Origin of the sequence: Kitasatospora herbaricolor, from assembly GCF_030813695.1 — a bacterium.
In the GTDB taxonomy this organism is placed as follows: Bacteria; Actinomycetota; Actinomycetes; order Streptomycetales; family Streptomycetaceae; genus Kitasatospora; species Kitasatospora herbaricolor.
This window is the reverse complement of the sequence record NZ_JAUSVA010000002.1, coordinates 3493130-3505602: the sequence shown is the minus strand read 5'-3', so window position 1 is coordinate 3505602 and position 12473 is coordinate 3493130. Positions and strand designations below refer to the sequence as shown.

At 75.2% G+C, this 12473-nt stretch carries 13 protein-coding genes; 10 read left to right on the top strand and 3 right to left on the bottom strand.

Features of this window, described 5'->3' with window-relative positions; genetic code table 11:
• Positions 1 to 481: 481 nt before the first annotated feature.
• The 4 genes from J2S46_RS15675 to J2S46_RS15660 all read left to right on the top strand — a co-directional run bounded on the left by J2S46_RS15675 (position 482) and on the right by J2S46_RS15660 (position 3065).
• Complete coding sequence (locus J2S46_RS15675) at positions 482 to 718, top strand: TM2 domain-containing protein (protein WP_229912720.1); 237 nt, start codon at positions 482 to 484, stop codon at positions 716 to 718.
• A gap of 3 nt (positions 719 to 721) precedes the next feature.
• Positions 722 to 1186, top strand: a complete 465-nt coding sequence (locus tag J2S46_RS15670) for a DUF2752 domain-containing protein (RefSeq protein WP_191290102.1) — start codon at positions 722 to 724, stop codon at positions 1184 to 1186.
• A 348-nt stretch (positions 1187 to 1534) separates the two neighbouring features.
• A complete protein-coding gene (locus tag J2S46_RS15665) occupies positions 1535 to 2185 on the top strand; it encodes an IclR family transcriptional regulator (protein ID WP_073923031.1) in 651 nt (216 codons plus the stop codon).
• A gap of 79 nt (positions 2186 to 2264) precedes the next feature.
• Complete coding sequence (locus J2S46_RS15660) at positions 2265 to 3065, top strand: YlbL family protein (protein ID WP_229912719.1); 801 nt, start codon at positions 2265 to 2267, stop codon at positions 3063 to 3065.
• Positions 3066 to 3192: 127 nt separating this feature from the next.
• Here the strand turns inward: J2S46_RS15660 and J2S46_RS15655 are convergent, their stop codons facing one another.
• Together J2S46_RS15655 and J2S46_RS15650 are read right to left on the bottom strand one after the other, a co-directional pair.
• Complete coding sequence (locus J2S46_RS15655) at positions 3193 to 3972, bottom strand: IclR family transcriptional regulator (protein WP_191290101.1); 780 nt, start codon at positions 3970 to 3972, stop codon at positions 3193 to 3195.
• Between the two features lie 199 nt (positions 3973 to 4171).
• Positions 4172 to 4684, bottom strand: coding sequence for an Lrp/AsnC family transcriptional regulator (locus tag J2S46_RS15650; RefSeq protein ID WP_191290160.1), 513 nt, complete (start codon positions 4682 to 4684; stop codon positions 4172 to 4174).
• Between the two features lie 272 nt (positions 4685 to 4956).
• Here J2S46_RS15650 and J2S46_RS15645 point away from each other — a divergent pair, with 272 nt between their 5' ends.
• Positions 4957 to 5655: a VOC family protein gene (locus J2S46_RS15645; protein ID WP_191290100.1), complete on the top strand. Its 699-nt coding sequence runs from the start codon at positions 4957 to 4959 to the stop codon at positions 5653 to 5655.
• Between the two features lie 13 nt (positions 5656 to 5668).
• Here J2S46_RS15645 and J2S46_RS15640 read toward each other — a convergent pair whose 3' ends face one another.
• Positions 5669 to 6214, bottom strand: coding sequence for a hypothetical protein (locus J2S46_RS15640; protein ID WP_191290099.1), 546 nt, complete (start codon positions 6212 to 6214; stop codon positions 5669 to 5671).
• A gap of 203 nt (positions 6215 to 6417) precedes the next feature.
• Here J2S46_RS15640 and J2S46_RS15635 point away from each other — a divergent pair, with 203 nt between their 5' ends.
• From J2S46_RS15635 to J2S46_RS15615, 5 genes are all read left to right on the top strand, one after another.
• The gene (locus J2S46_RS15635) at positions 6418 to 7137 is read left to right on the top strand and encodes a response regulator transcription factor (protein WP_191290098.1); all 720 of its coding nucleotides are present in this window, start codon (positions 6418 to 6420) and stop codon (positions 7135 to 7137) included.
• Positions 7138 to 7208: 71 nt separating this feature from the next.
• Positions 7209 to 8705 carry a sensor histidine kinase gene (locus J2S46_RS15630; RefSeq protein WP_307352775.1) on the top strand — a complete coding sequence of 499 codons (1497 nt, stop codon included), beginning with the start codon at positions 7209 to 7211 and terminating at the stop codon, positions 8703 to 8705.
• Between the two features lie 494 nt (positions 8706 to 9199).
• The gene (locus tag J2S46_RS15625; protein ID WP_191290097.1) at positions 9200 to 10750 is read left to right on the top strand and encodes a glycoside hydrolase family 18 protein; all 1551 of its coding nucleotides are present in this window, start codon (positions 9200 to 9202) and stop codon (positions 10748 to 10750) included.
• Between the two features lie 245 nt (positions 10751 to 10995).
• The gene (locus tag J2S46_RS15620; RefSeq protein WP_191290096.1) at positions 10996 to 11814 is read left to right on the top strand and encodes a WXG100 family type VII secretion target; all 819 of its coding nucleotides are present in this window, start codon (positions 10996 to 10998) and stop codon (positions 11812 to 11814) included.
• 2 nt (positions 11815 to 11816) lie between these two features.
• Positions 11817 to 12368 carry a WXG100 family type VII secretion target gene (locus J2S46_RS15615; protein WP_191290095.1) on the top strand — a complete coding sequence of 184 codons (552 nt, stop codon included), beginning with the start codon at positions 11817 to 11819 and terminating at the stop codon, positions 12366 to 12368.
• Positions 12369 to 12473: the final 105 nt, after the last annotated feature.

The following is a 12473-nucleotide window of genomic DNA, read 5'->3' as shown; positions in this document are numbered from 1 at the left end:
GGGTGCGGCCGGGCGGCCGGGTGCGCGAGGCGCCGGAGCCGGTACCCGACGGGGCCCGGGAGCAAGGAGCGGGTTGTCCGCGGGCGGGCGGTGCCGGCGTATGGGCGGACGTCTCCGGAGAGCTCCCTCCCGACGCGTCCGGCTCGCCCGGGGGATGACGGGTCGTGGACGACTCATGGTCACTGTGCGGAACACTGCGACGATTTCTCTGACGCAGCGTAACCAAATGGTCATGGGGGATTAATGGATCGGCGGAGAATTCGTGGAGACAGCCGGTGTGATCATCCGCTAGTGTTCCGCGTGCTACGCCGCCACGGGGGGACCGCCACGGCTTCGGGCCGTCACGGGCGGCCCGCCGAAGTCCCGTCGAGGACGAACGGTGTCGTGTCCCTTCCTCTTCGAACGCTCCGCCCGAGCGTTCCGCCCGGGCGGCCGGAGACCCCTGCCGACCGGTCATGTCGTCCCAAGGAGCAGACCGAACGTGTCGTACCCCCAGAACAACGCCCAGCAGTCCGACAAGTCCAAGGTCGTCGCGGGCGTCCTGCAGATCTTCCTCGGCGGCTTCGGCGCCGGCCGCTGGTACACCGGTCACACCGGCATCGCCATCGCCCAGCTCCTCACCTGCGGCGGCCTGGGCGTGTGGGCCCTGATCGACGGCATCCTCTTCCTCACCAGCAACGACCGCACCGACGCCCAGGGCCGTCTGCTGAAGAGCTGAGCCATGCGCTCTTCGCGCCCCGCGCGCGAGCCGCGATCCCTCCGCCCCGGTGAGGCTGCCCGGGGCGGAGGCTTCGCCGTTCCCGCGGCCGTCCGGCTGCGCGCCGCGGCCGCGCCGCTCGGGCTGGCCGCCGCCGGCGTCGCCGGGGCGGCCTACCTCTGGTCGCGCGACCCGCACCTGCCGGGGCAGTTCCTGCCGTTCTGCCCCTGGTACCGGCTCACCGGCCTGCGGTGCCCGGGCTGCGGCGGCACCCGGATGGCCTTCGACCTGCTGCACGGCGATCTCGCGGCCGCCTGGCACGACAACGCGGCGCTGCTGCTGGCGCTCCCGGCGGTGGCCGCGCTGTACCTCACCTGGCTGCGGCACGGCCTGGCCGGGCGGAACTGGCGCCCGGTGCTGGGGCGCCGGGGGACGGTCGCGGTCCTCGGGGCGGCCGCGCTCTGGACGATCGCCCGCAATCTGCTCTGAAACCGGCATTCCGACCGGCGGGGTGTCCGAAGTCCGGACTGTGATCGAACTGGTGCCCAGGGAACCGCTGTGAATTAGACGCTTTTGTCCGGTTATGTCGGATCGAATCAAAACGATCATGACCGAATTTTGGACAAGCACTTCCCCAGTGAGCATCTCCTTCACTACCTTTCCCCCACGCTCACTCGCCAGGCAATCCCCCGCGAGCGGGGCACCCCCGCAGGGCCGCACGCCCGTCAACGACGACGGCAACGGCGTGCCCTGGCGCGGCCCACCCAACCTGCGCGCGACACCCCCACCCGGACGGCCCCGCCGCTCCGGTGACCGCCGCGGAAAGGAATGCGCGTCGTGACTGCCGAGACCTCCCAAACCCTGGACCGCGGAGTACGGGTCCTCAAACTGCTCGCCGACTCGGAGCGCGGGCTGACCGTCACCGAGCTGGCGGCCCGCCTCGCGGTCAACCGCACCGTCGTCTACCGGCTGCTCGCCACCCTGGAGCAGCACGGGCTGGTCCGCCGCGACATCGGCGGCCGGGCCCGGGTCGGCCTCGGTGTCCTTCGGCTCGCCCACCGGGTCCACCCGCTGCTGCGCGAGGCCGCCCTGCCCGCCCTGCGCAGCCTCGCCGAGGACCTCGGCGCCACCGCCCACCTGACCCTGGTGGACGGCAACGAGGCGCTCGCCGTCGCCGTGGTCGAACCCAGCTGGACGGACTTCCACGTCGCCTACCGGACCGGCCTGCGCCACCCGCTGAGCGAGAGCGCGGCCGGCCGGGCGATCCTGGAGGCGCGGGGCTTCCCCGGTCAGCGCCGGCCCGAGGACGGCTTCGTGATCACCCGTGCGGAGGAGCAGTCCGGCGCCAGCGGTGCCGCCGCCGCGCTGGTCGGGCTGAGCGGCATCGAGGGCAGCGTCGGCGTGGTGATGCTCAACGGGCTCGTCCCCGAGCGGGTGGGCCCCCGGGTGGTCGAGGCCGCCACCGAGGTCGCCGACGCGCTGCGCTGACGGCCGGCGCCGAGGACCGGCGCAGCCGGGACCTCGTGCCCGGACCCGCCGGGCGCCCCCGGTGTGTTTGGATGCCTCTGTGCCCGACCAGAAGCTGCCCCCCGCCCTGACCGCCCCGCGGACGCGCGCGCTGACGCTGTGCGGCGTGCTCGTCGCCGCCCTGTTCGGCGTGGCGGCCTTCGTGCCGCTGCCGTACACGCTGACCATGCCCGGCGTCACGGCCGACACCCTGGGCGACTACCAGGGGCGGCCGGTGATCACCATCACCGGTGCGCCGGTGCGCCCGACCGACGGACAGCTGCGGATGGTCACCATCTCGGCCACCAACCAGGACGAGCGGACCAGCCTCTGGCGGGCGCTGCAGGCCTGGGCGGACCCGGACGAAGCGGTCCGGCCGACCGACTCCGTCTACCCCAAGTCCGACCCGGTGAAGTCCGAGCAGGTCAACGCGCAGCAGATGACCGAGTCGCAGGACAGCGCCACGGTCGCGGCGCTGGACTACCTCCACCTCTCGCCGGCCCAGGTGAAGGTCAGCATCGACCTGGGCGACATCGGGGGCCCCAGCGCCGGGCAGATGCTCGCCCTCGGCATCGTCGACAAGCTCGGCGGCGTCGGCGGCGGCCTCACCGCGGGCCGGACCATCGCCGGCACCGGCACCATCGACGACGCGGGCAACGTGGGTGCGGTCGGCGGCGTGCCGCTGAAGACCCAGGCGGCGGCGCGGGACGGTGCCACGGTGTTCCTGGTCCCCAAGGGCGAGTGCTCGGACGCCAAGGTGAACACCCCCGAGGGGCTCCGGCTGGTGCCGGTCTCCACGCTCGCCGAGTCGGTCTCGGCGCTCAAGGCGCTGCGGGACGGCGGGGACGTGCCGAGCTGCTGAGGCGTCGCGCCACCGGCGCACCGGGCCGTGCCCACGGCGCCGGGGCTCCGGTTCGCCCTTGATCCGTCGGCCGCCGACGGTAGGGGCCGGGCGCATCCCCGTTCGCCCGGCCGGTGGGGGCCGGGTGTCAGAGGCCGAAGGCCACCGCGACGAAGTCGTCGCTCAAGCGGGTGCGGAGCTGCGCGGCGATGGCGGCTAAGCGGTGCGCCTGGGCCATCGGGAGGGACACCGACACGGCGGCGATGCCGTTCCCGGCGACGATCGGCACGGCCGCTCCGGCGGTGCCGAGCGCGTACTCCTGGTACTGGGTGATCGGGGCGGCCCGCTGCGGGCCCTGGCGGGGCAGCAGCGGCAGATGGGCGGGTTCCCGCAGGGTGTACGGGGTCAGCGCGACCATGGGGTAGCGGGCCAGGTGCGAGCGGCGCTCCTCGGCGGACATCAGGGCGAGCAAGGTCTTGCCGGCCGAGTGGGCGTGCGCGCCCGCGCGGAAGTTGCGGTGGTCGACCACCGGGGCGCCGGGCGCCGGAACCGAGGCGACCAGGTCCACCTCGCCCTGCCGGTACCAGGCGAAGTAGACGGCCGCGGACAGTTCGTCCGACAGCAGGGTGAGCAGCCGGTCGAGCCGCTCCCGGCCCGCCACCGGGCTCTCCCGGCCGGTGAGCCCCGAGACCGCCGGGCCGGTCAGGTAGTGACCGTCCAGGCGTTCCAGGTAGCGGTCGTGCACGAGGGTCCGCAGCAGGTGGTACGCGGTGCCGAGGGCGAGCCCGGTGTCCCGGGCCAGTTGCTTGGCGGTGGCACCCTTCGGGTAGCGGGCGGCGGCCTCCAGCAGTCGCAGGGCCCGCCGGGCGGAGGCGATCAGCGTCGGTGCCGCGTCGGCGTCGGCCGGGGGCGTCCTGGTGGCGCTCATCGGTCGGCCTCCCGGGCGGCCCTCGGGCCGGTGGGAGGGGGCGTCGGGACGGTGCGCGGAGATGACGGAACGTTCATGCACGGATCATTGCTGCACGGGCCGCTGGCATATGCCTTCATTCGCGGCGGGTCGTGGCCGGAGTCGGCGAACCGCCGCCGGGCCGTCAGCCCCGGCCCTCCTCAGGGGCTCTGAGTCGCCCTCACTCCGCCGCGGCCTGGTCCACCAGCGGCAGGATCCGGTACGGCACGGGGTTCTCCAGGGCGATGGCGGTGGAGGAGCGGACGATCCCGTCGAAGCCCACCACCCGGTCGATCACCCGCTGCAGATCGGCGTTCGAACGGGCCACGATCCGCACCATCATGTCCCCGTGGCCGGTGATGGTGTGCAGCTCCAGGACCTCTGGGACGGCCGACAGGTGGGCGCGCACGTCGGCGCCCTGGCCCTGCGAGATCTCCAGGGTGGCGAAGGCCGTGACGGGGTAGCCGAGCGCCGCCGGGTCGACCTCCGGGCCGAATCCGCCGATCACCCCCTTGGCCTGCAGCCGGTCCAGCCTGGCCTGCACCGTGCCACGGGCGACCTGCAGCCGGCGCGAGCACTCCAGCACCCCGATCCGCGGCTCCTCGGCCAGCAGCCTGATCAACTTGCCGTCCAGGGCGTCGATCGCGTCGTTCGCCGACCCGGCCGGCCGGGCGGCCGCCGGGCCGGCCGCCAGCGGGGCGCCGGCGGCCGCGGGAGCGCCGGGGACACCCGGGGACCCGGGAGAACTGGGGGAGTTGGCGGGAGGCATCGCGGGCTCCGTCCGGATGGGCATTCTGTACAACGGTGCCGCCAATTCTCCGGCCCGGCAGCGCACCTTGCCCAGGAGGAATCGGAACAGTTGCGCATCGGTGTGCGGGGCGCCACCCTCCAGCGACACCCCGTGGGCCGGCCCCCACCGCCCGGCGGGGCGCGTACTGGTCCGCACGCCCACCGGGAGGGCTCGTCATGACCGAAACCGCCGCCGAACAGGCCACCGTGCACACCTTCCCCACCCGTACCCGAACCGACCGGGGAACCGGCCGAGGGGCCGGGTACGACCCGGCCCGCGACCTCGGTCCGGACACCGGGCCCCGTACCCGCCCGGGGGGACACCCCGAGCACGGCCCCGCGGCGGCCCCGGCGGACGACGACGGCGGGCCGCTGCCGGGCGGCCGCACCGACGCGGTGGTCTTCGTGGTCCGGGACGCCGAACGCGCCGCCCGGCGCTACCTCGACCTGCTCGGCCTCAGCTGTACCGCCTACGCCGGGCCGGACACCGGCGAGCCGGAGACCGTCTCCTACGTGCTGCAGGGCCCCGGCAGCAGATTCGTGCTGACCTCCGTCGTCCAGGTGATCGGCGAACGCGGCCGCACCCTGGCCGCCCACCTCGCCACCCACGGCGAGGGCGTGGTCGACCTCTCCGTCGCCGTGCCCGACGTCCACTACGCCTACGACTTCGCGGTCGACCGCGGCGCCCGCTCGTACGCCGAGCCGTACGAGGCGCGGGACCGCCACGGCACGGTGCTGCTCGCCGTCATCGGCGCGCCCGGCGGCATCCGGCACACCCTGGTCGACCGCTCCCGGTACGCCGGGCCCTACCTGCCCGGGTTCGTCGCCCCGACGACCGGACCGACCGTCAGAACGGCCACGGGCGGGACCGGTTGACCGTAGCGACGGATCAGCGCACCACGGTCTGGACGTCCGGCTCGTGCCCGTTCCAGGTCACGAAGACCGAGTTGGCGTCGCCGCCCTTGGAGAAGTCGATCCGCATCCACTGGTCGCCGTGCCAGACCTGCATCTGCCAGCCCGGATCGGGCGTCGCGGAGACCAGTTCCGCACTGGTCGGCCGCAGGTCCAGTGCCACCCGGCCGCCCGGCACCAGGAAACTGCGCACCGAGGTCGCGGCGGTCTTGCGGGCGGCCGGCGCGGTGCTCGGGGCCGGCGCCGGGGGCGGTGAGGGGGGCGGCGTGCTCGGGGCGGCGGCCCGCTGGGTCGCCGTGCCGAGCGCGGCCTCCGGGGTGGACTCCACCCGGGAGGCCGAGGGCGGGCGCGTGGCCGACTCCGACTCCGCCACGTCCTTGGCGGCGGGGGAGGGCAGCGGCAGGGCGGTCGGCTGCTCGAAGGCGGCGCCGGTCAGCACCGCGTGCACGCCGAGCCAGGACAGCGCCACCGCCGCGCCGGTGGCCGCCGCCCAGGCGCCGAGTTGAACCAGTCCGTTCCGCATCGCCCGCTCATCCTGCCGTATCGGGACGAGCACCAGCTCAGCACCCCTGGCCTTCGGAAGGGAACTTGCACAAACCACCCGGACCCGATCGGGATCCAGCCGACATCCGTCCGAGGCAGACCGGACCCGCCGCCCCGGACTCCGTCGCCAACCCCACCCCGAGGTACAGACCACCTGACCTGGATGGCGTACCGTGCTGGCCCATGGCAACAGTGCTCGTGGTCGAGGACGACCCCTTTGTACGCTCCGCCCTCATCCGGCACCTGACCGACTCGGGGCACGCGGTCCGCAGCGTGGGCACCGCTCTTGAGGCCCTGCGCGAGGTCGCCCAGGTCGGCTGCGACCTGGTGATCCTGGACCTCGGGCTGCCCGACCTGGACGGCAGCGAGGCGCTCAAGATGATCCGCGGCCTCACCAACGTCCCGGTGATCATCTCCACCGCCCGGGACGACGAGGCCGAGATCGTCCGGCTGCTCAACGACGGTGCCGACGACTACCTGGTCAAGCCCTTCTCCGGCGAGCACCTCTCCGCCCGGATGGCCGCCGTGCTGCGCCGGCTCGGCGGCGGCACCGCCCCCGCCGCCAAGATCCTGCGGGTCGGCGGCCTCGCCATCGACCTGCAGCGCCGCGAGGCCGCCCTGGACGGGCGCCAGCTCGACCTGACCCGGCGTGAGTTCGACCTGCTGGCCTTCCTCGCGGCCCGCCCCGGGGTCGTCGTCCCGCGCAAGGAGATCCTCGCCGAGGTCTGGCGGCAGACCTACGGCGGCGACCAGACCATCGACGTCCACCTCTCCTGGCTGCGCCGCAAGCTCGGCGAGACCGCCTCCAACCCCCGCTACCTGCACACCGTGCGCGGGGTCGGCGTCCGGCTGGAGGCCGCCGGGCAGGCCCCCGGGCCGACCTCCCCGGAGCACCGGAGGTGAGGCGGGCAGCGGGCGGGCGCGGGGCGCCGGGACCCCGAGGGGCGTCGGACAGGCCGCCGGCCGGGCACTCGCTGCGCTGGGCGCTGATCAAGGCCGCCGTCGCCGGCACCACCATGGTCGCGCTGGCCTTCCTGATCCCGCTCGGCCTGATGGTCCAGCAGACCGCCCGCGACCGCGCCTTCATCGCCGCCGAACGGCAGGCCGCGGCGCTCGGCCCCGCCCTGGCCATCACCACCGACCAGGACGCCATCTCCCGCGCCGTCGCCAGCACCGACGCCGGCGCCCAGGGCCGGATGGCCGTCCACCTGCCCGCCGTCGCGGGCACCGGCGTGGCCGCCGGCGCCACCGCCGGCAGCTCCGGCCCGGCCCCCACCCCGGCCCCCGGCGCCACCCGCAAGGGGGCCGACTGGGGCGCCTCGACCGGCACCGTCGCCCTCGGGTCCAGCATCGGCGCCGTCCGCAGCCTGGACGCGGACGTCGCCACCGCCGCCAGCCAGGGCCGCTCGTACACCGTCCCCGTCCCCGGCGGCTACGCCCTGCTCCAGCCCGTCGCCGTCGACACCTCCCGGGTCGCGGTGGTCGAGGTCTACGTCGACGACGGCGATCTCACCCGCGGCGTCTCCACCGCCTGGCTGGTGCTCTCCGTCGTCGCCCTGGCGCTGGTCGCGATCTCCGTCCTGGTGGCCGACCGGATGGGCGCCCGGATCGTCGCCTCGGCCCGCTCGCTCGCCGCCGCCGCCCGCTCCCTCGGCGGTGGCAACCTCGCCGTCCGGGTCCCGCTGGACGGCAAGCAGGCCGACGGCAGCCCCGAGGAACTGCGCGAGGCCGCCCACGCGTTCAACTCCATGGCCGACCGCGTCGTCCACCTGCTCGCCGCCGAACGGGAGTTGGCCGCCGACCTGTCGCACCGGCTGCGCACCCCGCTGACCGTGCTGCGGCTGAACGCCGCCTCGCTCGGCGAGGGCGACGCCGCCGACGCCACCCGGCACGCCGTCTCCCAACTGGAGCGCGAGGTCGACCAGATCATCCGTTCGGCCCGCCGGGCCCCCGAGGACGCGCCCGCCGTCACGGTCGGCTGCGACGCCGCCGAGGTGATCCGCGAGCGGGTCGGCTTCTGGTCGGCCCTCGCCGAGGACGAGGGCCGCCGCTGGCAGTTGGCCGGCGCCGAACGGCCCACCCCCGTGCCCGTCCAGCGCGGCGACCTGGCGGCCTCCGTCGACGCGCTGCTCGGCAACGTCTTCCGGCACACCGTCGTCGGCACCGCCTTCTCGGTCGACGTGCTGGCCACCGACAGCTCGGTGATCGTCCTGGTCGGCGACGCCGGCCCCGGCTTCAGCGACCCCGACGCCGCCCTGCAACGCGGCCAGGGCCACGGCGGCGACGGCTCCACCGGCCTCGGGCTCGACATCGTCCGCAAGCTCGCCGAGGCCACCGGTGGCGACCTGGCGCTGGGCCGTTCCGCCGTCCTCGGCGGCGCCGAGATCCGACTGCGCCTGCAGGCCCGCCCCGACGGGACCCCGGCCCGGGCCAGCCGCCGCCGCACCCGCAGCACCCTGTTCCAGCGCTGACGAACCATCAGGGATCGTCCTTGGCAGGGCGATCCCGGTCGCGGGCGAGCCGGCCCGGCAGATCGAGACCCGCCGGCGGGACGGCGACCGGCACCTCGCCGACCAGCCGCTGCCGGACGGCTTCACCCGGACCCACGCCGCCGCCCCGGCCGGCGTCCACCCGGACCTGATCGCCTCCTGCTTCGCACCCGGCCCGGACCGGCCGGCGACCGCCTCCCGGCCGCCCGGCCCCCGCCGGACCCGGACGGCCGCCGCGTCCTTCCCGGTCGCCCGCCAGGCCTGCGAGCGGCACCGGAGGCGCCGCCCGGCGGATCTTCCTTAAGCGCGCCGTAAGGGAGCTGTTCGCCTCCCTGAGCAGGGAGTCCGGCCCCGCCGCACCCCGCTAACGTCGGCCGTGCCCGGGCCGGACGAGGCGTCCAGAGCCCCACCGACGACGCCTCGCCCACCCGCCCGGGCCCCTGTTCCCACGGTCACCTCGCGGAGGTACGCCCACCATGACGTCCCAGCCCACCAGCCGTTCTGGCCACCACCGGCGCAGCCGCAAGGGCACCGTCGTCGGAGCCTCGGTGGTCGCCGCCGCCGTCGTCGCCGGAGCGGTGGTCGCCCTGGCCTCCTCCGCCAGCGCCGCCTCGCTGGGCGCCGTCTACAGCCGCACCAGCACCTGGGACGGCGGCTACACCGGCCAGTACCTGGTGACCAACCCCGCCGGCAGCGCCATCGACGACTGGACGCTCAGTTTCGACCTCCCCGCGGGCGCCAGCATCAGCTCGCTCTGGAACGCCGGGTTCACCGCCGCCGGCCAGCACATCACCGTGAAGCCCGAGTCCTGGAACAAGCACCTCGACCCCGGCAGGACCCTCTCGGTGGGCTTCGTCGTCCAGGGCTCCGGCGCGGCCCAGGCCGAACCCGCCAACTGCCTCATCAACAACGCCTCCTGCAAGGCGGGGGACGGCACCCTGCCGACCCCCTCGGGCCGGCCCACCTCCACGCCGACCGTGCAGCCCAGCGCCTCCCCCTCCGCCACGGCCGCGCCCACCACCGCCGCTCCCAGCCCCACCGCCACCGCCACCAGGACCCCCACCGCCACCCCCACGCCGACGCCCACGCAGACCGCCGCCCCGGTCACCGGCGCCGGCTTCGCGCCGTACGTCGACACCTCGCTCTACCCGCCGTACGACCTGGTCGCCACCGCGAAGGCCACCGGCGTGAAGAACTTCAACCTCGCCTTCGTGGTCTCCGGCGGCGGCTGCACCCCCAAGTGGGGCGGCGTCAGTGACCTCGCCACCGACGCGGTGGCCGCGCAGATCGGCGCGCTGCGCGCCGCCGGCGGCGACGTCCGGGCCTCGTTCGGCGGCGCCAACGGCAGCGAACTCGCCCTGGCCTGCGGCACGGTGGCCGACCTGACCGCCGCGTACCAGAAGACCGTCGACGCCTTCGGCCTGACCAAGGTCGACTTCGACGTCGAGGGCGGCGCGATCGCCGACGCCGCCGCCAACACCCGCCGCGCCCAGGCGATCGCCCAGCTGCAGAAGAACGCCGCCGCCAAGGGCCGTACCCTGGACGTCTCCTACACCCTCCCGGCGCTGCCCACCGGCCTCACCCAGGAGGGCGTCAACCTGGTCGCCGACGCCAAGAAGAACGGCGTCGCCATCGGCGCCGTCAACATCATGGCGATGGACTTCGGCGACGGCGTCGCCCCCAACCCGCAGGGCCAGATGGGCAAGTACGCCATCGCCGCGGCCACCGCGACCCAGGCCCAGGTCAAGAGCGTCCTCGGCCTCGACGACAGCGCCGCCTGGGCCAAGGTCGCCGTCACCCCGATGATCGGCGTCAACGACGTCTCCACCGAGGTCTTCACCGTCGCCGACGCCAAGCAGCTCGCCGACTTCGCCAAGTCCAAGCACCTGGCCTGGCTGGCCATGTGGTCCGGCACCCGGGACAAGGCCTGCGACGGCGGCGCCAAGCAGTACGCGGACGCCTCCTGCAGCAGCATCGTCCAGCAGCCGCTGGACTTCACCCGGGCCCTGGGCGCCTACACCGGCTGACCCCCGGCGCCCCTTCCCCCCGTCCGGCCGCGACTCCCGCCAGGAGCCGCGGCCGGACCGTTTCCACCCGGCGGACGCCCTGGCCGGACCGGGGTGACGCGCGGTCAGCGCTGTTCGGTGGTGCGGCCGCCCACGACCGGGCGTCCGAGGCGGTGGGTTATTTTGGAACACAGAGCGCGCGGCGTCCGGCCCGCGCGACGGGGGACGGCCCGCCACGGCGGGCGGTGAACGGGGGTGTACGGACGATGCCGATCGACGCGAGTGGGGGCGGCTCCGGGTTCGAGGTGAAACCGGAGGTCCTGGAGAGCGCGGGACAGAACGGCCGGCGGACGGCGGCGCGGGTGCCCGACCAGGCCCAGGGCCTGGCGGCCCCGGCCGAGGCGGCCCGGGGCGCCCTGAAGGGGTGGGGGAGCGGCGCGGCGCTGAGCAACTGCACCGACAGCTGGAAGGCGGCCCTGGACTCCACCGCCGCCGACATGGACCGCTGCGGGGACAACCTGGTCAGGACCGCCGCCAACTACCGCGCGGCCGACCAGGCGAACGCGGGCACGATGGCGGCCGCCGGCGACAGCACCGGCCTCACGGCCATGACCACCATGGCCGCCACCGGTCTCGACGGCGAGCACACCCTGCCGTACCCGGCCCCGCCCCGCAGCGGAAGCGGCCCGGACGCGGTGATCCTGCCGTACCCGGAGCGGCCCGGGGAGGGGGTCGTCCACCCGGTCGCCCCCGGCGGCCGGGACCCGATCGCGCCCGGCCGCCCCGGGATCGTCCCGCCGACCTTCACCGGCCCCGCGCCCGCGATCGTCCACCCGATCGCGCCCGGCCCGGCGCGGCCCGCCAGGGTCACCCCGATCGACTGGATCACGGCGCCGCAGCCGGTGGACGTCATGCCGGTCTTCGTGCCGGGCCCGGTGACGCCCCTGCCCGCCCCGGTGGAGCCCGCGCCCACCGGGCCGGACCGGCCGTTCGAGATCCACCACTTCGACCCGCCGACCAAGGAGGCGCAGGAACGCATGCACCGCGCCATCCTGGGCGAGGGTCCCGCACCGACAGGGCTGTGACCATGGACTTCCGATCGCTGCGCGAGGCCGACCCGAGCGCCCTCGAAACCGCCGCCCAGGCGTACGCCAAACTGCAGGACTCGCTCCAGGACGACCAGCGCGAGTGGCGGGGCGGCACCGCCGAACCCGTCGCCCACTCCGGCTGGCAGGGCCCCGCCGCCACCGCGGCCAACGGCTCCATCGGGCGGACCGGCAAGAAGCTCGACGACACCACCACGGGGATCGCCCCGATGAGCAAGCTGCTGAACCAGGGCGCCGTCGAGATCCGGGCCGCCCAGGTGGACCTCCAGCACACCATCGACGAGGCGACGGCCGACGGCCTGCTGGTCGGCGACGACGGCAGCGTCTCCTGGGAGGCGACACCCACCGCCTACACCGACGAGGCGACCGCCGCACGGCAGGACGCCGACCAGAAGCAGCGGGCCGAGCAGACCAGCGCCAGGATCAGCCGGATCCTGGCGCAGGCCGCCGACACCGACCGGGCCCTCACCGAGCAGCTCGACGCCCTCAGCGGCACCGCGCGCGGCCTGGCCACGCAGGCCCGCCCGGCCTGAGGCCCGCGCCCCGGCGGCCACGACGCCCGTCGTCGTGGCCGCCGGGGCCGGGTGCCCGTCCGGCCCGCGCGCGGCCGTGCTGTCCCGGCGACCACGGCCCGGGAC